Annotated in this window: 23 protein-coding genes, 2 other RNA genes and 2 riboswitches; of the genes, 7 read left to right on the top strand and 18 right to left on the bottom strand. The window is 35.0% G+C overall.

Translation table 11 applies throughout. From position 1 onward, the window contains the following. Window positions 1-6 precede the first annotated feature (6 nt). Together HRG09_RS22690 and HRG09_RS22685 are read right to left on the bottom strand one after the other, a co-directional pair. Window positions 7-666 carry a ribonuclease H family protein gene (locus tag HRG09_RS22690; RefSeq protein WP_174103064.1) on the bottom strand — a complete coding sequence of 220 codons (660 nt, stop codon included), beginning with the start codon at window positions 664-666 and terminating at the stop codon, window positions 7-9. A gap of 147 nt (window positions 667-813) precedes the next feature. Then, complete coding sequence (locus tag HRG09_RS22685; protein ID WP_174103063.1) at window positions 814-1,299, bottom strand: QueT transporter family protein; 486 nt, start codon at window positions 1,297-1,299, stop codon at window positions 814-816. Window positions 1,300-1,305: 6 nt separating this feature from the next. Further along, window positions 1,306-1,350: riboswitch (PreQ1 riboswitch) on the bottom strand. 131 nt (window positions 1,351-1,481) lie between these two features. Between HRG09_RS22685 and HRG09_RS22680 the strand changes: the two genes are divergently transcribed. The 3 genes from HRG09_RS22680 to HRG09_RS22670 all read left to right on the top strand — a co-directional run bounded on the left by HRG09_RS22680 (window position 1,482) and on the right by HRG09_RS22670 (window position 3,748). Further along, on the top strand, window positions 1,482-2,354 hold the full coding sequence (locus HRG09_RS22680; protein ID WP_174103062.1) for an aldose 1-epimerase family protein: 873 nt from the start codon (window positions 1,482-1,484) through the stop codon (window positions 2,352-2,354). An 88-nt stretch (window positions 2,355-2,442) separates the two neighbouring features. Further along, complete coding sequence (locus HRG09_RS22675) at window positions 2,443-2,829, top strand: reverse transcriptase-like protein (protein ID WP_174103061.1); 387 nt, start codon at window positions 2,443-2,445, stop codon at window positions 2,827-2,829. Window positions 2,830-2,842: 13 nt separating this feature from the next. Continuing rightward, on the top strand, window positions 2,843-3,748 hold the full coding sequence (locus HRG09_RS22670) for a DMT family transporter (protein ID WP_174103060.1): 906 nt from the start codon (window positions 2,843-2,845) through the stop codon (window positions 3,746-3,748). 2 nt (window positions 3,749-3,750) lie between these two features. Here HRG09_RS22670 and HRG09_RS22665 read toward each other — a convergent pair whose 3' ends face one another. Further along, a complete protein-coding gene (locus tag HRG09_RS22665) occupies window positions 3,751-4,011 on the bottom strand; it encodes a DUF6123 family protein (RefSeq protein WP_174103059.1) in 261 nt (86 codons plus the stop codon). 382 nt (window positions 4,012-4,393) lie between these two features. Between HRG09_RS22665 and HRG09_RS22660 the strand changes: the two genes are divergently transcribed. Continuing rightward, window positions 4,394-4,954, top strand: coding sequence for a cysteine hydrolase family protein (locus tag HRG09_RS22660; RefSeq protein ID WP_174103058.1), 561 nt, complete (start codon window positions 4,394-4,396; stop codon window positions 4,952-4,954). A gap of 53 nt (window positions 4,955-5,007) precedes the next feature. Here HRG09_RS22660 and HRG09_RS22655 read toward each other — a convergent pair whose 3' ends face one another. The 9 genes from HRG09_RS22655 to HRG09_RS22615 all read right to left on the bottom strand — a co-directional run bounded on the left by HRG09_RS22655 (window position 5,008) and on the right by HRG09_RS22615 (window position 13,720). Beyond that, complete coding sequence (locus HRG09_RS22655) at window positions 5,008-5,859, bottom strand: GNAT family N-acetyltransferase (protein ID WP_174103057.1); 852 nt, start codon at window positions 5,857-5,859, stop codon at window positions 5,008-5,010. Between the two features lie 220 nt (window positions 5,860-6,079). Continuing rightward, entirely contained in the window at window positions 6,080-8,059 is a 1,980-nt protein-coding gene (locus HRG09_RS22650) for an acetoacetate--CoA ligase (protein WP_174103056.1), read from the bottom strand. Between the two features lie 600 nt (window positions 8,060-8,659). Next, window positions 8,660-8,911 (bottom strand): hypothetical protein, encoded by a 252-nt coding sequence (locus HRG09_RS22645; protein WP_174103055.1) that lies wholly within the window; start codon window positions 8,909-8,911, stop codon window positions 8,660-8,662. A gap of 51 nt (window positions 8,912-8,962) precedes the next feature. After that, window positions 8,963-9,106: an FbpB family small basic protein gene (locus tag HRG09_RS22640; protein WP_174103054.1), complete on the bottom strand. Its 144-nt coding sequence runs from the start codon at window positions 9,104-9,106 to the stop codon at window positions 8,963-8,965. Between the two features lie 247 nt (window positions 9,107-9,353). Then, complete coding sequence (locus tag HRG09_RS22635) at window positions 9,354-10,220, bottom strand: 5'-3' exonuclease (RefSeq protein WP_174103053.1); 867 nt, start codon at window positions 10,218-10,220, stop codon at window positions 9,354-9,356. Between the two features lie 134 nt (window positions 10,221-10,354). Next, the gene (locus HRG09_RS22630; RefSeq protein WP_174103052.1) at window positions 10,355-11,086 is read right to left on the bottom strand and encodes a P-type ATPase actuator domain-containing protein; all 732 of its coding nucleotides are present in this window, start codon (window positions 11,084-11,086) and stop codon (window positions 10,355-10,357) included. 383 nt (window positions 11,087-11,469) lie between these two features. Continuing rightward, window positions 11,470-11,633: riboswitch (M-box (ykoK) riboswitch) on the bottom strand. 156 nt (window positions 11,634-11,789) lie between these two features. Beyond that, entirely contained in the window at window positions 11,790-12,176 is a 387-nt protein-coding gene (locus HRG09_RS22625; protein WP_174103051.1) for a DUF350 domain-containing protein, read from the bottom strand. Next, window positions 12,173-13,405: a glutathionylspermidine synthase family protein gene (locus HRG09_RS22620; RefSeq protein WP_174103050.1), complete on the bottom strand. Its 1,233-nt coding sequence runs from the start codon at window positions 13,403-13,405 to the stop codon at window positions 12,173-12,175. Before HRG09_RS22620 ends, HRG09_RS22625 begins: the two co-directional genes overlap by 4 nt. A gap of 3 nt (window positions 13,406-13,408) precedes the next feature. After that, window positions 13,409-13,720 carry a hypothetical protein gene (locus HRG09_RS22615; protein ID WP_174103049.1) on the bottom strand — a complete coding sequence of 104 codons (312 nt, stop codon included), beginning with the start codon at window positions 13,718-13,720 and terminating at the stop codon, window positions 13,409-13,411. Between the two features lie 82 nt (window positions 13,721-13,802). Between HRG09_RS22615 and HRG09_RS22610 the strand changes: the two genes are divergently transcribed. After that, window positions 13,803-14,252 carry a hypothetical protein gene (locus HRG09_RS22610; protein ID WP_174103048.1) on the top strand — a complete coding sequence of 150 codons (450 nt, stop codon included), beginning with the start codon at window positions 13,803-13,805 and terminating at the stop codon, window positions 14,250-14,252. A 354-nt stretch (window positions 14,253-14,606) separates the two neighbouring features. Here HRG09_RS22610 and ssrS (HRG09_RS22605) read toward each other — a convergent pair. The 5 genes from ssrS (HRG09_RS22605) to HRG09_RS22585 all read right to left on the bottom strand — a co-directional run bounded on the left by ssrS (HRG09_RS22605) (window position 14,607) and on the right by HRG09_RS22585 (window position 16,730). Continuing rightward, window positions 14,607-14,790: non-coding RNA, 6S RNA (ssrS, locus tag HRG09_RS22605), on the bottom strand. Window positions 14,791-14,811: 21 nt separating this feature from the next. After that, window positions 14,812-14,994, bottom strand: a non-coding RNA gene (gene ssrS / locus HRG09_RS22600) — 6S RNA. Window positions 14,995-15,109: 115 nt separating this feature from the next. Further along, the gene (locus HRG09_RS22595; protein ID WP_174103047.1) at window positions 15,110-15,943 is read right to left on the bottom strand and encodes a sulfurtransferase; all 834 of its coding nucleotides are present in this window, start codon (window positions 15,941-15,943) and stop codon (window positions 15,110-15,112) included. Window positions 15,944-15,945: 2 nt separating this feature from the next. Then, window positions 15,946-16,218 carry a DUF2533 family protein gene (locus tag HRG09_RS22590; protein WP_174103046.1) on the bottom strand — a complete coding sequence of 91 codons (273 nt, stop codon included), beginning with the start codon at window positions 16,216-16,218 and terminating at the stop codon, window positions 15,946-15,948. 56 nt (window positions 16,219-16,274) lie between these two features. Next, window positions 16,275-16,730 carry a GNAT family N-acetyltransferase gene (locus tag HRG09_RS22585; RefSeq protein ID WP_174103045.1) on the bottom strand — a complete coding sequence of 152 codons (456 nt, stop codon included), beginning with the start codon at window positions 16,728-16,730 and terminating at the stop codon, window positions 16,275-16,277. A gap of 71 nt (window positions 16,731-16,801) precedes the next feature. Between HRG09_RS22585 and HRG09_RS22580 the strand changes: the two genes are divergently transcribed. Continuing rightward, complete coding sequence (locus tag HRG09_RS22580; RefSeq protein WP_000369734.1) at window positions 16,802-17,056, top strand: DUF3931 domain-containing protein; 255 nt, start codon at window positions 16,802-16,804, stop codon at window positions 17,054-17,056. Between the two features lie 6 nt (window positions 17,057-17,062). Here HRG09_RS22580 and HRG09_RS22575 read toward each other — a convergent pair whose 3' ends face one another. After that, entirely contained in the window at window positions 17,063-20,719 is a 3,657-nt protein-coding gene (locus HRG09_RS22575; protein ID WP_174103044.1) for a dynamin family protein, read from the bottom strand. Between the two features lie 488 nt (window positions 20,720-21,207). Between HRG09_RS22575 and HRG09_RS22570 the strand changes: the two genes are divergently transcribed. Beyond that, window positions 21,208-22,371, top strand: coding sequence for a DUF418 domain-containing protein (locus HRG09_RS22570; RefSeq protein ID WP_174103043.1), 1,164 nt, complete (start codon window positions 21,208-21,210; stop codon window positions 22,369-22,371). The last annotated feature ends 15 nt before the right edge of the window (window positions 22,372-22,386 follow it).

The following is a 22,386-nucleotide window of genomic DNA, read 5'->3' as shown; positions in this document are numbered from 1 at the left end:
ACCTCTCTATTCCGTTATTTCTTTATGGCTGTCAATTACTGTTCCTTCCAATGCTTGTGTGGCCAATTGATGAGCTTCTTTATTTTGTTTTCTTGCTACTGGTTCACAGGCAAGCTTTAATTTCATTTGCTTTGCTTTTTGTTCAATCTGATCTAAGTAATGATTCAAATGTTCGTCATAGCATGGCCATTCTCCAGCTAGTTGCTGAAGTACGACTTGAGAATCACCATGTAGTGTAACCGATTCGTATTTAATTCCTAATTCCTCTAGTACATTCATTCCGTATAATAGCGCTGCATATTCCGCTTCATTATTATCATATATGCCGTCTATGTAAGCATTTCGGCGAACTCGGTACATCTTCTGACCTTTTTTATAGTAAATACAGATACCAATTCCAGCCTCTTTCGTCTCTAAATCATATCCCCCATCAAAGTAAATACGAATATCTTGTGGCTCCTCTTCTATTTGTTTACCGAGTTTTTTCATCTCTTTTAGCGTCCATTCCGCTCCCATTTCATCATAAAATAATAATCCCTTTACTCTACCAGTTTTTTCAAAATCAGTTGCAAATTGAAGCGCTTCTTCTATGTTCATATAATCTGTTCTTAATTCTGTTTGTAGACTCGATTTTGTTTTATATAACCAATGTATTTTATATTTCATATTCATTTCCCCTTATATAAGACTTCGTATTTTTTATTATATTTTACCAATAGTCATAGTATTATATTCGAATGGAAGTGGACAAGTGTCAACTTTTAAAATACAAAAAGAGCTGCTTGATATTGCAAGCAGCTCTTCCTATCCATGTTACATAAATCTCTGAAATTGTACTCGTTTATTCATCCAATACATAACCGGCATACCGATTGCCATTACAACAAATTCACCAGCTGCACATGTAAGCCATGTTAATAAAAATGGAAAACCAAGTGCAAGATGAAGCTCAATCGCTATCATAAACATAGTAATTGTAAAGATAACGGTATTAAAGATCATTCGGGCCCAAACACCCTTAATAAAGCGCATAGAAATAATCGTAGCAAGAAGTGCAAGAACGGATTGTCCTACTCCAAATACTAAATCATACGCAATCATAGGTGAGAAAAAGAGATTTGTTAAAAATACGCCTAAGACAATTCCATAAATTGATTTCTTATTAAATACAACGAGATGATTAAACATCTCCGAAATACGAAATTGTACATTCGTAAAGCCAAATGGCTGAATAAGTGCAGAAACAGCAATATATAACGCTGCTAAAATACCATTACCAACTAATGTTTTTATATTCATGACAAAATCTCCTTAGTTTTTTTACGTGGGATGGTTTCGAACCACGTGATCCGTTTTTAAACAACAATTTTATATTGTACGCAATAGCCAGTCATTCGTCAATAGATTCTTCTCATTCACTACCTTTTTTCTTATAGACAACGTATAATAGAGAATATGAAAGATTTAGGAGGTTTCACTTCATGACAGCAACAATTCAAAATGAAAAAGTGATCGTTTCCATCTCTGAAAAAGGTGCAGAGTTACAAAGCGTTCGCTTAAAAGAAGACAACACAGAATATTTGTGGCAAGGAAATCCTAAATATTGGGGGCGCCGTGCACCAATTTTATTCCCAATTGTCGGTAGATTAGTGGACAATACATATTATGTAGATGGTAAACTTTATTCATTGACACAACACGGCTTTGCTCGCGATCTTATATTCTCAGTAAAAGAACAAAACGAAACAAAGCTTACATATGCTGTAACTAGCAATCAAGAAACTTTACAAAAATATCCGTACGAATTTGAGCTACTTGTATCTTATGAACTAGACGAGCAAAACATACACGTTACTTATGAAGTGATCAATCCTACTTCAAAAGAAATGTTCTTTTCTATCGGAGCACATCCAGGCTTCAATTGTCCTTTAGTAGAAGGTGACTCATTTACAGACTACCATTTATCATTTAATGGTCCTGAACATTTAGAAACAAGCGTTTTAAAAGGACCTTTTCTTTCAAAAGAAAAACAGCTAATTGTTGAAAATAAAGCAGAATTACCACTTACATATGATTTATTCAAAAATGATGCCCTTATTTTTGAAAATATGAATACAAATGAAATTTCTATTCGTTCTCATAAACATAATAAATTTGTAAAAGTAACATTTGAAGGTTTCCCATTCGTTGGTGTTTGGACACCAGGTAACGATGCTCCTTTCGTATGTATCGAGCCTTGGTATGGAATTGCTGATGAAGTAGAACCAGCAAAAGATTTCAAAGCGAAAAAAGGCGTACAATCCTTACAAGCGAACGAAACATTCACATGCCGCTATAGCATCACAATAGGATAAAATACATTTTCCTATCCCCCGTCTCTAAACATATTTTTAGGCGGGGAATTACTATCAACTAACGCTATATAACAATGGGGGATTAATTTTGATTGAAGTATATATCGATGGTGCATCAAAAGGAAATCCAGGCCCTTCTGGTGCTGGGGTTTTTATTAAAGGTGTGCAGCCAACTGTGCAATTATCACTACCACTTGGAATCATGTCCAACCACGAAGCTGAATATCATGCATTACTCGCTGCATTAAAATATTGCACAGAACATAATTATAGCATTGTATCTTTTCGTACAGATTCACAGCTTGTTGAACGTGCTGTAGAAAAAGAATATGCAAAAAACAAAACATATGCACCACTTTTAGAAGAGGCACTAGCATACATCAAAAGATTTGATCTTTTCTTTATAAAGTGGATTCCAAGTAGTCAAAACAAAGTTGCTGATGAATTAGCAAGAAAAGCCATTTTACAAAATTAATGGGGGTTTTAGTGTGAAAAAAGGATGGTTTGCTCCTCTCGCTTTATTATTTGTCTCCTTTATTTGGGGGGCCACATTTGTTGTCGTTCAAAATGCAATGTCATTTGTTGGACCATTTACTTTCAATGGTGTTCGTTTTTTATTTGCTGGAATCATTTTATTATTTGTTCAATTCACGTTCTCGAAAAAAACTTCGAAACAAGAAATTCAACATAGTAGTATTGCGGGTTTAATCGTCGGATTATTCTTATTTATCGGTTATTTATTACAAACATTTGGATTACTCTATACCACTTCTTCTAAAGCAGGATTTTTAACCGGACTCAGTATTGTTATGGTTCCCATTCTTTCATTTATTTTTTTAAAGCAAAGGGCTACACCTTTTATCATCCTTGGCATTACCGCTGCAACAGCTGGCTTATATTTACTAACCGCTGGTGATTCTTTTCAATTGAATATTGGTGATATACTCGTTCTCGGCTGTGCAATTGCCTTTGCAGCACATATTCTCATTAACGGAGTCTTCTCTAAAAAGATATCACCTTTATTATTAAGCACAACCCAAGTATTATCTGTTGGAATTTTCTCTTCCATCTGCGCTTTTTTATTTGAGGATTGGGAGAAATTATTTTCAATCTCTTTATGGACGAATTCTGCTTTTTTATTTGCTCTACTTGCAACATCCGTATTCGCAACATCAATCGCCTTTTTTATTCAAACAGCAGCGCAAAAGCATACATCTCCAACAAGAGTTGCTATTATTTTCGCAATGGAACCTGTCTTTGCCGCATTAACAGGTGTTCTTGTCGCAAACGAACAGCTTTCTATTTCCGCAATGCTTGGTTGTCTTTGTATTTTCTTAGGTATGATTTTTGTTGAACTTCCTTCAAAAACAAAAAAAGAAGCGCAGGCTGTATGATGTTACGCTTGTAATGTCTGCATAAAAGCCTTTGCGCTTTTTTTATCAGTAATTTTCTCTTCCTTCAATCGCTCTAATAAAGCGATAAAATAACTACCATCAAATTGCAATTGATGTTTAATTGTTGCCTCAATCGCTGCATTTACAAGAACATCAGATGCACCTGTATATCCTTGACCAAACATAATAAACCCTTGTGCATCCTCTGATAATTTAAATCCTTTTGTGTGTAAGAATGAAAGATAATCTTGTACCGTTTGCATGCTGTTCCCACCTACCAAAAAATTCTCCACCTCCTATCATACATGTTTTTAGGCTTTATGAGAATGAATTTTCTTTGACAATCTCTCTTAGAGTTTTTAATTTCCTAATAGATAAAAATAACATTAAATAATCCGTTAATTTTCACCTTCTTTCTCTTCCCACTTAGTTATATTGCAAAGTGTTACATTATGTAAAGGTCAATAAAAAAATGAAATAATCTCCTTATATAAAAAGGAATCGTCTACAATATCAAGAAATAAATAAAGTGTAACTTTAATCAGCAGGAAATTTCTTCATTCCAAACCTCTCTCTCGCTATATTATGAACATTGAGAGAACGAGATTATTCCCTACAAATAACAAGATAAAAAGGAGAAATGTAATGAAACAAGCCCTTTTAATTATTGATGCTCAACAAGAACTTATTGACGGTAACGAGCAAGAATCTGCAGTATTTCATAAAAATCAATTATTAACGAACATAAATATAGCCATTCAAAAAGCGATTCAATCCAATGCTCTTATTATTTTCGTCAGAGATACTGATGTTTCTTCCGGTATGGGAAAAGGATTTCAAGTACATGAGGAAATCAAAATCCCTCATGCGGCACAAATCATAGACAAACAAGCAACCAATTCATTTTATAATACCTCTTTACATACGATTTTAAGAGAGAAAGAAATTGGTCATCTTGTTATAGGTGGTTGTAAAACCGAACATTGTATTGATACTGCCGTTAGAACAGCAACGGTACAGGGATTTGATGTCACCTTAATCAAAAACGGTCATTCCACAAATGATTCTATGATTTTATCAGCTCAGCAAATTATTGAACATCACAATAAAACACTACATGGTCATTATAACGTCGATCATTTTTCTATTGTTAGAGATGTCGAGGAAGATTTGTTTTCCCCTATTCATAATCAATATCGAGAATAGGAAAATCTCATGTATGAATTAAAAAGATTCCTTTTTTAAAAAGGAATCTTTTTTCATCCAAATATCTGTGCAGCAATTCCATATAATTCACCATTTCGTTTCAAAAATTGATTACTGTTTTTCAACATAATTGGTGGTTGATTTACCTTTTGAAATCCAGCTGTCTCGAGCACTTTCGTAAAAAATTCTTTTCCTTCTGGTACATCAATTCTAAGTCTTCCTTTATAATCTTTTGCCAAACGATGAACAATTGTAGTTGCGATATGATCATTCGGCGCAACAATCGGTCCTATCATTCTATTTTCTGGAGTTTGTATGCTCATTCCATATCCCACAATATAATTTTCTTTATCTTTTACAACTATGCACTGTTCAGATTGTTCAATTCTTCTCTGTATAAAATTACTTCTATTTACCCCGAAAGCTGCTTCATCTGACTTCACAATTCCATTACTATCTCCCTTATCATAATCCATAAAAATGTGTTGCTCATTTCTATCGTAATCTTTAGGAGTTACATACTGATTACATATATACTTTGAAATATGCCTAACCACTTGAAAACCTAATCTCTCATATAAAGGTCTTCCTTCTTCTGTAGCAATAAGCATAATTGATGTCTTTTCCGAAACACTTCTTATACAAGCCTCTGTAATTTTTCTGCCAACCCCTTTTCCTCTATACTGAGGATGTACAATGACCATGCCAATAGATGCTAATTTCTCTCCATATAGGATGATAGCTGCACTAGCAATAAATTCGCCTTGCATATTCTTTCCGCCATATACGATTCCTGATTGAAAAATTGTTTTGATTTCTTCTAAACTATAATCCCATCCAACTAATTCAGATAAATTTATAAGATGCGGTGTATCTTTTTCCTCAATTCTCTCTATTACAATCACTACCTATCCTCCTTTTATACTCCATAAATGAATGTCTCCATACAACTCCCTTAAACATTCGAACTAGAAAAGCACTTATTTTTACAAAGATAGGAGTTAATCGATTTTGCATCTCCTACGATATTCTAATAACGTTATTTCTTCAGTTCGAGTTATCATCACTCATCTACATGTAACACCAAAGTGGTAGCTCTTACTTAATAAATAGTGAAGAACTCTATTATTCTTGCTTATTAATAATTTTTGCTAAATCTATAAAAAAGCTTAATGATTCGGGGTTGGCCATGGAACCTTTATTGACTACCTTTTCTTCTGGAAACCCTAATAAAATTTTTCGAATTGGAACTTCTAATTTCTTTCCACTCAATGTCTTCGGAATTTGATCTACTACATAAATTTCGTCAGGGACAAAACGAGGCGAAACTTTTTGTTTTATTTCAGCTTTTATTGTTTCTTTTAAGTTATCACTCATATTTACTCCAGGTTTTAATACCACAAATAGCGGCATAAATGATTTACGTTCAAGGAGCTCTAAATCCACTACTAAACTCTCCATAATGGCATCCATGGACTCAACTATACGATAGATTTCGCTCGTTCCTAGACGTACCCCTAACCGATTGATCGTAGAGTCTGATCGTCCGAAAATAATACAGCTCCCTTTATCATCAAATTTGATCCAATCACCATGTCGCCAAATCCCTGGATACATCTCAAAATAACTTTCAAAATAACGTTTATTATTGTGATCTCCCCAGAAATAAACGGGCATAGATGGCATCGGTTCCGTTATAACCAATTCTCCAACTTCATTAATAACTGAATTGCCCTCATCATTAAATGATTGTACGTGTGCTCCTAAAGAGCGTGCTTGTATTTCTCCTGCATAAACAGGCAATATAGGAGAGCCACCAACAAATGCCGTACATACATCAGTCCCTCCACTAGTTGAAACAAGCCACACGTCTCTTTTCACACTCTCATATACCCATAAGAAACCTTCTACTGATAGGGGTGAACCAGTTGAACAAATAGCCTTTAACTTAGAAAAACGGTGTCTTTCTTTTGGCTTAATCCCGAATTTCATACATGCACTTAGAAAACCAGCACTTGTACCAAAGAAAGTAACACCAACCTCTTCTGCAAAATCCCATAATATATGTATACTAGGATAAAATGGGCTGCCATCATATAAAGCAATTGTGCCCCCAGTTAACAGCCCCCCCACTAAAAGGTTCCACATCATCCAGCCTGTTGTTGTAAACCAAAAGAATACATCATCTTGATTCACACCTTGTTCAACTAATAATGTCTTAAGCTGTTCTAATAGTATTCCACCTTGACTTTGTACAATCGGTTTTGGCAACCCTGTTGTTCCGGAAGAAAACAAAATCCAAAGAGGATGCTCAAATGGGACCTTTTCGAAAACAAGATCACAACTTTCTCGCAATAGATCGTTCCAATACATTGTACGATTATTCAATTCAGAATCATTACTGCCAACATAAGGGATTAAAACCGTCTGCTTTAAGGTAGGTAGACTCGACTGAATTTCCGAAACATTTGTTACTCTATTCTGAATTTTACCATTATAAGAATATCCGTCAATTGCAAATAAAATTGTCGGTTCAATTTGTTTAAATCGATCAATAACAGTATTTGTCCCGAAATCAGGAGAACAGCTGGACCAAACAGCTCCAATGCTGGCACATGCTAAAAAAGCAATTATAGTTTCAGGAATGTTAGGCATATAAGCAACAACACGATCTCCTGATTTAACCCCTAATTCCTTTAGAGAATTTGCCACCATCGCTGTCTTTTCTCGAAGTTCTTTCCAGCTTAATTCTGTTCTCGGAGTGGTTTCTGATTGAAAAATTACTGCCGGTTTATTCCCCCTACTGCCTCGAAAGACGTGTTCTGCATAATTCAAGGTAGAGCCTGTAAACCATTTCGCCCCGGGCATCTTTCTCGATTCTAAAACTTGATTATATGGTGTGTTAGATTTGACTTGGCAATAATTCCAAATACTTTCCCAAAATGATTCAAGTTCTTCGACAGACCATTTCCATAATTCTTTTTGACTTGAAAAAGATAAACCCTTCTCTTGGTTAAGCCACTTCATAAAAAGACTAATACCTGAGTTTTCTATTTGTTGCTGTGATGGCTCCCATAACGGCACACTTTTAGTAATCGCTTTCATTATTATTCCTCCTTAACTTACAATTTTTTAGAAGTAAATAATAACTATATACAGCATATGCTCTTAAAAAACCTTTTTTCAAAAGAGGAAGTTAATGCTTTAATAAAAAAGTTCTCCTATCAAAAGAAGAATCTTTTTACTACTAACTTAATAATCTTATGTCTAAAGAAATCTGAAATTGGCATCTATCGTCTACTTTCATCCTTCCAAGCTCTTTTCTATGCTTATATATTACATACAAATAGATTTTTCTACCTCTCAAACTTTACAACCAACGTTCCTGATTCCCTTCAGAAAAGGATTTCATTTATTACAAACAAAACATTTCTTCGCGCCCCTTCAAGAACTCCCTCTTGAATTTGTTTTACAAATCGATGAATGTTTTGTTTTTTTTGTAAAGATACTATTTCCTGTTCATTCTTATAAGCGCCGTAGTAATACTTCCACAACAATAAAATCATCTCAAATTTATTGTTTGTTTTCAGCAGTTACAACTAGAATAATAATTGAATACCTTTACAAAACAAAAGGAGATGCGTATCAACCACGTCATCTCCTGCTTATTCCTATTATTTATTTCAGCTTTGATACTATAACATATTATTGCTTTAATATGTTATTTAGCTCTTTCTGAAATACCATAATATCTAAATCATTTTTCAACATTCTCTCGATATCATAACCTAAAACAAATTCTCTTACCCCTGATTGAAACATAACGACAGAACCATATCTCTCTTGAAACCATTTTTGTTGTCTTAGTAACTTGAACTTTTTACTTATTATTCTTTTCTTTTTTGTTGGCACACAAAGAATGAACTGTACTGCCATCTCTCCTATTAATTCACCCAAATTTTCTCCTTCTTTCTATAATTACAAGCCTATTTTGAAATGTTATCTTATTTAATTACTAGAAGACACACGATACGAGACATGCCTCTTTTCAATTTTTTCTTCTATTTCCCTTATATTCTCTTTATCGTTCAATAATAATTGTTTATTCTCTATCAATAATTGTTTAAAGGATTTTCTTATTTTTTTTCGCATATTTTTTCCTCCTTCACGATTACAAATAACTTATTAAAGGACTATTTATATAAAAGATAAGTAATTATCTGCGTAGTTTTATAATAAAAGATTCGTGTGAAATCTATTTGAATTTCAGATGAAAACTAAGTATTTTTTCTGATAACTTTATGAATTGAAAGAAATTGCACAAAAAATAACGCCTAATCAACATATACTTGATTAGACGTTATCTATCGTATGAAGCACTTTTCCTAGCACTTCTTTTTTATAACATATTTATAAATATTTCAGGTCGTCCCCAATTCATTTCCCCGCAAACAAAACGTACTTTCTCTTCATCAATTGTATGCAAGCTTTCTTCTAGCGAACATGAAATCGGAACCTCACAATGAATTTGCGCTAATTGTAATGATATATTTAAATTCTCCAAATCATTTTCAATTTTTGTACGCTGTGCTTTCGTCAATGACACTATATTTTCTAATACCGCCGCTACTGTACCATGTTCTTGAATGAGTTTATATGCTGTCTTCTCACCGATTCCTTTTACACCTGGATAGTTATCACTTGTGTCTCCCATAAACGCTTTGGCATGAACGATTTGCCAAGGCTCTACGCCTTTTTCTTCCATAATCTTCTCTGGTGTATAATACTCATAGTTTCCGATTCCCTTGCGAAGAAGCATTACGGTAACGTTCGTATCAACAAGCTGCAATAAATCTGTATCGCCTGTTAAAATATATACTTCCGCCTCACTAGCGTATTCTTTTGCTAACGTACCAATGCAGTCATCAGCTTCATAGCCTTTCATACCAATTACAGGAATCGATAACTTTGAAGTCATCTCTTGTACGAGATCAAATTGCGGAATTAATTCTTCTGGTGGCGCTGCACGATTTGCTTTATAGTTTGAGAACGATTCCGTTCGGAATGTAGTACTTCCCATATCCCAGCATGTTACAATATGCGTCGGTTTAACCACTTGCGCTGCTGTTAATAAATGTTTCATATAACCATGAATCCCATTTGTTGGGGTACCATCTTGTCGTTTCATAAATTGTCCATAAACACTTGTTGCGTAAAAAGCACGAAATAATAGTGCCATACCATCAACTAACAATACTTTTTTCATAATTCCTCTCCTACTAACAAAAAATAATAACCTCACGTCATCACGTAAGGTTATATGAATAGATTACCATTCTACGTTTCTGTTCAACTCTATCTATTATACAATGTTTTCATATATTTAGCACCATTAACAGCTCAAGATGTTTGGTTACAGCATGTATGAAGCAATCCTGAATACGTATTTTTACCTGTTGAAACAACCACAGCCTTCGCCGTTCCATTCACAATATGTGTACCTTTAAAACATACATTTTCAAGTTGAAGTGGATTGTAGTCTTTCATACGCTTTAATGGAATAAAACGTTTCCGTTCAAGATGATAACAGCTTTCAAATTTCTCTACATTTGTTTCTTTCCCTGTTAACACCGATTCATTTACTAATAAATCTTCTGCATAAATAATACGTACATCAGCTGGAACTGTATCACCTGCTGAAAGAAAAACCATATCCCCTGGAACTAGCTCCTCAACTGGAAGCTTCATTATTTTTGATTCACTATTCATCCCCGCAGTTGTACATCTTTCTACTCTAGAAACCGTAATCTTTACAACCTTACGCTGATTTTCATGATGAACATGTTGCTTTGCAAATCCAGGGATTATTTCGCTTAATTTCATCATTACATCAGAGAAAATTGCTCGCTTTGAAGATAATTCATTTTTCCCGTACATATGAATACGTTTCTGCGCTTCTTTAATAGAAAGACCATCTCTTGTTGTTTTAAAATACGCAAATACAGACTTCACATCTCTTGTTGCAATTTCAATTAACAAATCTTTATTTTGTTTTAACATAGATTGTTCTTTCATCATTCTTTTACTTTGTTTATGAGACATGTTACCCACAAGTTTATTTACATATAACATTTTATCGTCTCCTCCTTTACAACATAGGAAGAAACGCTTTGTTTCTCTATTTATCTCACTTTAACAATTCATGCATTTCTACAGCCTGTTAAAGTGTTCCACATTCAACTTACAACAATAAAGCTGAACGTTACCTTATGATAAATATAGGGGGAGGAACAAGTCGTTTCCTACCTACATCATATATTTTTGTTTTGAAGTATATGGGTAACGGAACCGAGTCAGAATTTGACATGCTCCTCACCTCCTCTTTCGTTTTATTAGTTAATACTTTTTAACTATGATAATTCTCATAGCTTGTTACTAAAAAGACCTCTACTCGTAAGCGAGTAAAGGTCTTTACATACATAAATAAGCGATTCCTAATCAACATAGAAATCTGCGAACCTCTCCCTCGCCGAGTTTTAGCACTGTATAGCATAGGTACATTACCAGCTACGTTAAGAAAAACCTTAATTCGATCATTCCTGTTGACCCATTGGCGTCTCTCGACATTTTTGGGCAGTAGCATTTCTCTATACAGGAGCCTCACCTAACAGAGACTTATTTTTTTATTACATAGAAAATGTTACTCCTATTTAAAATAGATGTCAACACTTTGAATTCAAACTTTCCCCTAAAGTGATAGATAAACTTATGGATTATGTCACAGAAGGATTAACGAATGAAAAATAAAAACTTTACGTATAAAACGTAAGGTTTTTCAATATGTTAAGCACCCAGCAATTACGATTCCGATGGAAATTGATAAAAACATAAGGAAAAGTCCAACACCCTGGTTATCTTCTTCAATGCTTTGGTTAATATTAAAGCGCGGTGTGCACCATTCAACTAAATAAAACACAATAATTTGCGCTAATACTCCAATCGCTCCCCATAAAACCATATCCATTAATGAAACAGAATGAGCAGCAGTTGAATACAAAACGATGGCAAGACCAAGAAGTCTTCCTCCAAGTGTGTAGCTTGCTGCTTTATTCCCTTTCGCCATTAACGAAAATTCCTTCACTTTTGTTGTCACTTCCATAAGAAAAAGACCGATACATAAAAGACCGATTGAAACCCCTAAATAAAGTAAGAAATTTATCATTTATAATCCTCCTTTTTAATTCCTACAGGTAAATAATAAGATTCATTCCCCGTAATTCTTGCACCTGCACGTATACCAATACTACTTGGTTTTCCAGCAATTAAAAATGATCCAAATACATACGATAACTCCTCATTCCCTTTTTCAGTCTCGAGAGAAACAACTGGAAGTTTTGTATACTTTTGAAATACAGGAAGCTCTCTTTTATACGTTTGATATGAATTTTGATCAATAATTTTGATATCTTTATCACGAATTGTAACCGTGTCGCCTTCTCTACCGAACGAAGGTTTTTGAACAAAAGAATTTTTTCCTAAAAACAGATCTGGTTCTAAGTAAGTAGGGAGCATGTATTCTTTAATCCATCGTTGTTCCTTATTTGTATAAAAAGCACCTGCCTCCGCTAATCCCCAAATAAGACATTGAACCGATTTCGGCTGCAGTAGAAAAGATGACATTGGATTTATAATAAAGAGCTTCCCTTCCTTTACAAGTTGTAGTAACTCAATCCCTACAAAATCTCCGGTTTTTGGATCCCGGTCCTCTACTAAGTGTTCAATAGGATATGTCTGGCGATACAAAACATCAATTGGCACACCATCTTCGTCCAGTAAAGCCTCTTCAGTAATTCTAAGTTCTGACATTGACACCACTTTGTTACTAACCTGACATAACTCACTCAAATACCGAGTCGTATTCCAATCTTCTATATGTTCATGATGGGCTGTAAAGACAACGTTTGGTCTTTCTATCCCTTTAGATGCTTCCATCACAGCTTTTGTGATGCCAGAAGAAAGAAGACGTTCCTGATTCTCGTTTGGGTCATGATACTCTAATTCTTTGCAGACCTCTCCGTTGATTTGAAAGCATTCCATGATAAAAGTCGGCGTATCACTATTAAACTCAAGCATTTTGATACCACTATCTGTCATCACAAAATCAAAACGTGAAATAACAGATTCAGGAAATAAAGATTTCATTCTGATAAAAGGCAGACTTGAAGATGGAAAACCAAGTTCAAGAAGTTGGGCGTCAGACAAAGTCCGAAGCAGCCTAGCAGTCTTAAAAAATACTTTTCCCATTCGTTCTGTTGCTAACTGTAAATCTTGGATTGTTTGTTCTGTTATTTCAAAGATATGAAAAAGGCTATACTCACTCCCGTATAAGTCGGACCAAAAGTGAGGGAACCTTAAATAAAATTGATTTCGTTTCTTTATGTAACACGACATAATCTAACCTCCAAATCCCCCCTTTGAACCGCTTCCAATCCCCCCTTTAAAATTAGACGAAGCTTGATAGGACTTAAATTCAGAAGAACTTTTGAAGGTTGATTTATTTTGATAGTATCTACCACCGTAATAATAACTACCATGATAACTTGAATGACGGTCATCACATCGCCACACGCCCAGTTCATCATCCCAATCCCAATCTGCACAACTCTTATCTTTTGGTTTTGGAGGAAGATCTTCTGTACAGCCAGATAAAGCACCGGCCACTAAAGATGTAAGTACACCTGTTACTAACCATTTGGTTTTTGTCACTTTCCAACGCCCCTTTGTATATTATATTTTTATTATAAAAGAATTCATGATAAAGTAGAAGAAAAAGAAAGAGGGATTACAATTGCGGTTAGAATATCGACTCAATGATGAAGCGAAACAATATCCTGCCCTATGGAACTATGCCGATATTTCTGTGTCTGAAGCCGTCGCAAGGATGACTTGTGAGTACTTTATTAAAGAAGGGGATACATATGTCGTAACAGCGACCGCGATGGATCCAGACGGAACAGCAGTATTATATGTCCAAGAAGAAACGTTCTTCGATGATTCTTCAGAACCTACATATTCCCACATAGGTTTTGAGATTAGGGAACTCCAAGGAGCAAATTCGATTTTAATAGAAAGTAAAGATGTATGGCACCATGACGAGATCTTAACGTATCTCCATTCAGATATTTTGTACGTTCAAAAAGACGGAATATTTATGGAATTCACCTTAGATTCCAGAGAAATTGATGAAGATCGAAAGTGCTATGTTTATTATGGAAATTTTACAGGTGAACACAGATAAAGTGAAACTTTAATCAGTAGAAGGTTTCTTCATCCCTCACTGATTATTAGCCCTCACGAATCGGGCTTTTACGGACAGTTAATCTCCCACCTAACTTTTTTAGAAAAGCGGAAGCGGCTCGCTCAGAATCGCAGGACGTTGGAGCTGAACAATGCCTTTGCAGCATTTTGAGGTGGGAGTCTTACTGTCCTAAAATAGCGGGATAACAATCAAATGAAACTCCCATCATTAGGAGTTTCATTTGATTTCTAATATTTTTATGCTTTCTACACAATGAAATTCCAATCATTTTCTAGCTTTCCGAAAAAGGTTCCCACAACAAAAAAACCTTACGTATAAAACGTAAGGTTTTTATATAGCCCCACACATGCCGTTCTCTCTAGATGTCCATAAACCTGCTCTCACAGGTGGATGTCCTCATAAATGCTTTCAGCTTCCTTCTTAAAAAGATGGCATGCTGTTTACATTTAGATATTGAACTTCCGTATTATACTCATTGGTTTAAGACATACATAAGCTACGTACACCGTAGGAATTTTATATAATGTTTGTTGAAATAAGACCCCCGCACGTGCCGTCCCTCGTAAATGTCCAAAAACCCGCTACTCGCAGGTGGATGCCCTCACAGCTACCGTACATCTTCCTCCACAAGGAAGGCTTGATGATGGTTGCTAAATGTTGAGCTTCCGTATAACTAACATCGGTTTTAGACATAAATAAGTTACGTACACCGCAGGATGTTTTATTTACTTGTCGTTATCTTATCACATTGCATGCAATGTGTAAAATGTAATGTTTTGAAGTAATTTCTTGCTTGTGACCTTATTTTAATACAAAATATTTTTGCATGCAAGAGGTTACTGTCCTTCTTTTACAATTTGATTTTCTGGATAAGAAATCCAATCACTCCAGCTCCCAGCATATAACTTCACGTTACGAAAACCAGCTGCTTGTAACGCTAGTATATTCGGACATGCTGTTACACCCGATCCGCAATAGACGATTGTTTCTTTCTCTTTATTAAGGCGGTGGAACCGCTCCTCTTGCTCATCTTGATTTTTAAACTGACCTTCCGCCGTGATGCCATCTTTCCAAAAATAGTTTTCTGCTGTCGGAATGTGACCAGCTTTCGGATCGACAGATTCTTCAGCACCAGCATAACGCTTCGGCTCTCTAGAATCGATTAGCGTAATATCTGCATTTATACGGATTTTTCCTTTCACATCTTCCATCGTTACAAGCATGTTATCTTGTACATTCGAGGTGAATTTTTTTCGTTCAATAGTTGGTACTTCTGTCGTTGTAGGTAAATCAGATTCTTTCCAAGCAGGAAACCCACCATTTAACACATACACTTTTTGGTGTCCTACATATGTTAATAGCCACCATAAACGCGAAGCCATTGCACCAGCTTGACTGTCATACGCAATAACTGTCGTATGCTCATCAATACCAGCTTGAGAAAGTTTTTCAGCAAAATCCTGAATAGCTGGAAGTGGATGACGGCCACCATGCTCGGTAACAGGACTTGATAAATCAAGATTCAAATCAAAATATATCGCATGAGGAATATGTTCTTTCTCATACTCTGCTCTTCCCAAATTTGGATTAGCTAAGTCAAAACGACAATCGACGATGCGGACATGCTCATCTTCTATGTGATCACGTAACCATTCGACTGTAACAATCATACTTAACGACCTTCTTTCTCTTGCAGGCGACCTACATACTCCATAACCATATCTTCTGTTACAATTTTACGTTGTGGTGCAACACCTCGTTTAGCAAGATCATTAATTTGCTTCGTTATCATGTTAATTGCATCTACTGAAAAATGTTTTCCATTCGACGCAAGTGCTACTGCCGCTTCAATTGCCGCTTCACGCTGTGCTTCTAGTTGTAAAAATGTTGTTACAATTTCATTTTGTTTACGAGAATGTGCTGTAATTGCTTTATGTACTTCCATCTTCTCTTCCCCCTAAATAATTTATAATTTCTTGCCAAGTAGCTGCAAAAAAACAACTAGAGTTCCATTGTAAGTCGAATCATATCACGACATACAATTCCATTTTCAATAATCTCTTCTTCATAATGCTTTGAAAAGTAATCAAAATCAATAGAAAAAATACGAAAACCACATTTTTGATAAAAAGCAAGCTGTGAAATACTAGAATTCCCTGTCCCTACTTCAAGATTATGCATGTGTTTTTCTTTGGCAGTTACAATCGCATGTTGTAATAATTGTTTTCCAATGCCTTTTCCTTGCCTTTCTTCAGAAACAGCGATATTCATAATTTCCATTGTTTGTGATCTTGTCTCAAGCAATACACATATTCCTATCATATTTCCTTCCTCTTTCGCGACATAGATGAGACCGCGTTGCAAATATGAATGAATCTGCCCCTCACTTGGATCAGCGAGTAATAGCAATGACTTCGGTGCTACCTCTTTAGAAATACGTTCTATTACAATTCCCATAAAAATTCCCCTTTCTCTCTTGTTCTAAACCCTCCTTGTCTACCATAAGTAATACAAAGGAGGGATTCACCATGGACAACAATGAGAAAAAGTGCAACGTCATCTCGATTGATGGAAAGAAAAAGAAAAACGGAACATATTCCCACCCAAAATTAGTTGTAGATGGAAAAACATATGAGTTTTCTTCGTTCGTCTTATGCGGTGAAACACCAGATGGTAGACGCTTAGTTCTTACCCATATGATTTCTACAGATGAATTTGCAGGATTCGTAAAATCACTAGATGCTGTACTGCAAAAGAAAATTGAACGAATCTTTTTTTCATAGAGCTTATCAAATATGAATTTCCTTTTCGATTGCTGTTAACTGTTTCCGTAATTGTTCCTTACTTTGTTCATATAGCGACACATCAATCGTCTCTGCTAAAGCGAATAATATACTTTCGTAATACTGTCCAACATCTTGCTGCATCACTGTTCGAAATAAGTCCCATTTTACTTCCCATTCTTTTTTATAATGATGAATAAATAACTTTTCTTCATCTGCTACATATTGAGATACGACAGGTTCAAGCGACTCTTTCGTATCTTCTTGCATCGCTACTTTATCATTTTTTTCAAAGAAGCTTTTCTCATTTTTGAAATGAGATAATGCCTTTTTAAAATGCTTTACTTCTATGGAAGGAAACGGCTCTTTATGCGTAATAACCTGGTATTCATAATCAGCTGTCCCATTCATAGAAACAGATTCATTTTCCAACTTACATTTTACTGCAATTTCATCCTTTGCTCGCTGCATCGCTTCATCCATCCATTTTTCAAGACGTAGTGACGTTGCACGCATTTCTTGTAATAAATCATGCTGAATGAAGGAGACAAGTTCCATAAGACATTCTTGCAGCTTCATTTTCACATTCCCATCCGTTCGAAGGGAGGCTGGGTTAATAAATTCAGTAAACACATCGTTATAACGTAAAAAGAGACGCTGCTCTACATAATATAACAGTTCTTTCACTTCATTTTGCATTGCCTGTTCTTCTGCAAGTACACTATACGATGAAATAATATGAAGTAGCTGATCACGTTCTGCTTCATATTTTTTTATTTGCTTTTCTTTTTCATCATTCCCTTGCTTCGCTCCTTGTATCATATTTGTAAGAAGCTGATCTGCGCTTTGTAGTGCACCATATAACGAATGAACAGATACAAGCATTAAATCGCGCATCATAAAGGATGTAAATGACTCTTCAAACTTTGTAATTCCCGAATTTTTCAAAATCCCGTACTTTTCTTTTGCTATACTCTTTCCTTGTTTCTCTTCAAGCGCACATAAACTCGAAATTGCAAATAAACGTGGATTTCGGATACCGTATTGCAGAAGTTGATCTGCAATATATCCTTTTACCATTTCAAGTTCCTCCTCAGACTGTGCTAAGTCTGCTGCATTAATTAAGAAGAACATTTTATCCAGCGCAAATGTATCTTTCACGCGGCCAAGCTGAATTAAAAATTCACGATCCGCTCTTGAAAAGACATGATTGTAGTACGTTACAAATAAAATCGCATCAGCATTTTTAATATATTGGAATGCAACGTCCGTATGTCTAGCATTAATAGAATCTGCTCCTGGTGTATCAACAAGTGCAACACCTTGTCTCGTTAAAGCACAATCATAGTACAGTTCCATATATTCAACAAAACACGATTTTTCTTCGTTCGCTACATAATCCGAGAACTCTTCTAACGTAACTTGTACTTGTTCTCCCAAATGATTAGAAACCGCTTGATATCCCCTCTGTACCGCACGTAAAAAACTAAACGTTGTTTTTTGTTTTCCGCTTGGTGATGGATATTTTAGGATCGTATCTATTTGTGATAACGCTTCTTCAAATGTCTCAATTTCATAATGAAACATTTTATAAACTGCTTTCATATCTTCTAATAGCGCCTGTTTCGATTTAAACTGAACCATTACTGTACCATGAGGTTTATCTTCTGTAATCGGTAAAATCTGATTAATTGTCGCCGTTGTTGGATTTGGTGATACTGGAAGTACATTCGCACCAAGCAACGCATTTGCAAATGATGATTTCCCGGCACTAAAAGCTCCAAATAAAGCTACGGTAAATTGCTTCGTTTCAACACGTTTTCTTTTCCCTACAACTTCTTGATGCAAATGTTTAAGCGTCGAAAGAGGTTCTAGTATCATTTCCGCACCTTTTACTTGCTCTAATATACGCTGGATATTTAACGTTGCCGTTGTTTTTATATTTTCTTCATGATAAGAAATGCTGTCGCTTTGTATCTCTTGTTCTTGTAATGTAAACTTCTCTTTTACAATCTGCTTCTTACCTTGTAATACTTTTTCTACCTGCAATCCATCTGGCACTGGTACATGTTCGCTCCAAATACTTTGTAAATAATTCTCGTATTTATCATACGCCTCAATATATTGTAATTTTATTTCTTTTGCTGTTTGTAACAAAGTGTATTGTTCAATTTCTTGTTCAATATGAGCAATCTCTTTCACCATCTGTTTCTGTAAAACGCTCGCACTTTTTTCGAAAATTTGCTGTGCTTTCATAAAGTATCTTTTCTTTAACTCATTCGCAACGTCAGCTGTATAAAGAAGCAAATAATCTCCTGTAAATCCTGCACCTTGCTTAATTGTTTCCGCTAATAATTCAGGACCGAAAGAAATTTGCAATGCATATATGTCTTTCCCTACTTCTTCAGTAAACATCTCTTCATCTTTTAAGAAAGCTACAATAAACTCTTTCACATGAAAATCTAGCTGCGTCTCAACAGTCTTCCCTAGCGCTGAATAAAATGCATCCAATCGCCTTTGTTTTTCTTGCTCTGTTTTTCCTTTTGCAAATAGCAAACCAACTTTAAATTTTGTTAACTTTGTTTCTAAATATTGATTTGCTAGCTCTCTCATTTCAAATGGCATTAAGTAAGCGTTATCTAATATTGCTTGCAATCCTTTTATAAATTCATTTTTCACATCCGATTCTTTACTAGTAACGCATCGTTTATTTTCAGTAAGTTCTTCTTTCTTTTCTATTACGTCTGCAAGCGATAAAGTTGATGCTAATTCTTTTTGATAGGGCATTAATTGTTTTTCATTTTCGGAGAGAACGAATGAAAAATGCTCTTGTAATAAGTATTCTGTTTCTCTTTCCATACCATTTTCCACATATTGCTCACGTTCTTTCATAATAGAAGAAAGCAAATTCTCTAACCTTTGAATTTCGTTATGTGGATGATTCATCATTCGTAAAGAAGTATAAAAAATGCCGTCTACTTCAATATCCCAGTTAAAAAAGGATTGGCTCACGCTTTTCTTATAATCTTCAAATGATAGCTCTCTTTCTTTATGTTTATCGATTTGATTAATAACAAGATAAACCGTTTTATTGCGCTGCTTCAATTCTTTAACAAATTGCAAATTCACTTCGGATTGGACATGGTTATAATCCATCATGTAAAAAATAACATCGGCAAGATGAAGTGTTGATTCTGTCGCTAATTGATGTGCATCATCTGTTGAATCAATTCCAGGTGTATCAACAAGCATAACACCATCAGGAATCGGTGCATCATTTCGATAAATGTGAACACCTATTACCTCGTCTCCATTTTTACAAAGTTGCTTCAGCTCCTCTGCTGAGTATGCACCATCATATTCGTAATGCTCTCCAGATTTTACCGTTACAACAACACGATCCGGTCCTTTTTCAATTTTAACAACATTTGCACTTGTCGGAATCGGACTTGTTGGTAATAGCTGTGCTTTATATAAATGATTCATCATTGTCGATTTCCCAGCAGAAAAATGACCGCAAAAAGCAATCATAAGCTGTTCTTGCTTATATTTTTGAATCACTTCAAACAACTTCAAACTATTCTCCGTATCCCCATGTTTCTGCCATTCTTCATAAAAACAAACAAGTTTTTTCATACTGTTTGTCTGTACTATGTTTGTCATCCCCTTGTTCCCCTTTATTCCAAGATGTATATACCCTATTATCATACTAAATTTTCAGGATATTCTCATTAAAAATAAAAAATCCCTTTCATTCTTTTTACAGATGAAAGGGATTCTATGTAAGTTTGTTCATTTTGTTGCTTCGACTCCATTTAACACATATTTTGTAATGACAGCATACACAGCAACTATTCCTGCAACTAATGCATATACCATATTTAACACACCAACCTTTTTTGATAATGATTATCACTTTTAAGGATATTTTATCATTAAGGAGAATCATTATCAATATTATTCCCAAAAAAGAAGTTCCTTGAAACAAGGAACTTCTTTACTACCTGTTTTAAAGGAGTGAAAAACTTGCTGTGCACTCTTATTATATCTCATAACGAACATCTTAACAGTTTCAAAAATTGGAAATATCCCTATCTCCTGTTCCTTCCATTATTGTATAATAAAAATGATTGACTTAAAGGAGGAAACTAATGACACAAAACATTTCACAGGGCGAGAGGATTCATTCTATCGATATCATTAGGGGAATTGCTGTATTCGGTATCTTCCTAGTTAACTGGCCTGTTATTGCAGGTGTTGATTCTCGAGATATTACAGGAAGTTATGAAGGAATAGACAGTTATATCCGTCTGTTTTATGACATGTTTATTCAAACAAAGTTTTATACTATTTTTTCATTTTTGTTTGGATTAGGCTTTTTCATTTTTATGCAGCGTGCTGAAGCGAAAACGAATCGTCCAAAAACACTATTCATCCGTCGACTTCTCATTTTATTCTTATTCGGCTTCTTGCATTACGTCCTTTTATGGGATGGTGATATTTTACATAGTTATGCAATTGCCGGGGTTTTCTTATTATTATTTTACAAAAGACAGTCACATACCATCTTAGTATGTTCATTGATCCTATTAGGTCTTTTCCAACTGTTTATGTTATTAGCTAGCATCATGATCGCTTTTGTACCGATAGAAGAATTAACATCATCTCTACCTATTATGCCATTAGAAAATTGGAGCGTACAAGTGCAAGACCGCTTACATGCCTTTTATTCTGAATCAATTGGTTTAAATATTTCAATGCTTCCAGAAACAGTCGGTTTATTCTTACTCGGCTTATACGCTGGCAAAAAAGACATTTTCCGCCGAGCAAAAGAATTAGATTCCAAACTAAAAAAGTGGCAAATCATTATGCTCCTCTTAACACTTCCAATGTGGTTCTTTATGATTCGTTACTTTGTAACAAAACAACCGTATGAACCAATCTACATGACTGGTTTTACAATGTTTAGTGGGAAAACTTTATTTATCTTTTACATTTTCACACTTATGCGTTTGTTACAAAAGGAAAGATGGCAAAAGCTATTACGACCATTTCAATTTGTTGGACGTATGGCTCTAACAAATTATATTTCACATACAATTATCACATTAGTCATATTTGGCCTGTTTTTCAAAAATTCCTTACCAGTTCCATTATGGATAGGTCCGCTATTTTGTATTAGTTTTTATACACTACAAATCTTTATTAGCCGCTGGTGGCTCTCCCATTATCAATATGGCCCACTTGAATACATTTGGCGCCTTGGTACATATGGGAAATTGATGCCCATCAAAAAGAAAAGCAAGGTCTCGTGACGAGACCTTGCTTTT

The sequence above is a fragment of the Bacillus sp. Xin1 genome, from assembly GCF_013314535.1.
GTDB lineage: Bacteria > Bacillota > Bacilli > Bacillales > Bacillaceae_G > Bacillus_A.
Note: the sequence above shows the minus strand (reverse complement) of the source record. Positions and strands in the feature narration are given on the sequence as shown.

Bases quoted from the DNA above. Each gene is read 5' to 3' on its own strand.
- HRG09_RS22690 (WP_174103064.1), bottom strand. From the start codon at position 666: ATGAAATATAAAATACATTGGTTATATAAAACAAAATCGAGTCTACAA.
- HRG09_RS22685 (WP_174103063.1), bottom strand. From the start codon at position 1,299: ATGAATATAAAAACATTAGTTGGTAATGGTATTTTAGCAGCGTTATAT.
- HRG09_RS22680 (WP_174103062.1), top strand. From the start codon at position 1,482: ATGACAGCAACAATTCAAAATGAAAAAGTGATCGTTTCCATCTCTGAA.
- HRG09_RS22665 (WP_174103059.1), bottom strand. From the start codon at position 4,011: ATGCAAACGGTACAAGATTATCTTTCATTCTTACACACAAAAGGATTT.
- HRG09_RS22660 (WP_174103058.1), top strand. From the start codon at position 4,394: ATGAAACAAGCCCTTTTAATTATTGATGCTCAACAAGAACTTATTGAC.
- HRG09_RS22650 (WP_174103056.1), bottom strand. From the start codon at position 8,059: ATGAAAGCGATTACTAAAAGTGTGCCGTTATGGGAGCCATCACAGCAA.
- HRG09_RS22640 (WP_174103054.1), bottom strand. From the start codon at position 9,106: ATGCGAAAAAAAATAAGAAAATCCTTTAAACAATTATTGATAGAGAAT.
- HRG09_RS22635 (WP_174103053.1), bottom strand. From the start codon at position 10,220: ATGAAAAAAGTATTGTTAGTTGATGGTATGGCACTATTATTTCGTGCT.
- HRG09_RS22630 (WP_174103052.1), bottom strand. From the start codon at position 11,086: ATGTTATATGTAAATAAACTTGTGGGTAACATGTCTCATAAACAAAGT.
- HRG09_RS22625 (WP_174103051.1), bottom strand. From the start codon at position 12,176: ATGATAAATTTCTTACTTTATTTAGGGGTTTCAATCGGTCTTTTATGT.
- HRG09_RS22620 (WP_174103050.1), bottom strand. From the start codon at position 13,405: ATGTCGTGTTACATAAAGAAACGAAATCAATTTTATTTAAGGTTCCCT.
- HRG09_RS22595 (WP_174103047.1), bottom strand. From the start codon at position 15,943: ATGATTGTTACAGTCGAATGGTTACGTGATCACATAGAAGATGAGCAT.
- HRG09_RS22590 (WP_174103046.1), bottom strand. From the start codon at position 16,218: ATGGAAGTACATAAAGCAATTACAGCACATTCTCGTAAACAAAATGAA.
- HRG09_RS22585 (WP_174103045.1), bottom strand. From the start codon at position 16,730: ATGGGAATTGTAATAGAACGTATTTCTAAAGAGGTAGCACCGAAGTCA.
- HRG09_RS22580 (WP_000369734.1), top strand. From the start codon at position 16,802: ATGGACAACAATGAGAAAAAGTGCAACGTCATCTCGATTGATGGAAAG.
- HRG09_RS22575 (WP_174103044.1), bottom strand. From the start codon at position 20,719: ATGACAAACATAGTACAGACAAACAGTATGAAAAAACTTGTTTGTTTT.
- HRG09_RS22570 (WP_174103043.1), top strand. From the start codon at position 21,208: ATGACACAAAACATTTCACAGGGCGAGAGGATTCATTCTATCGATATC.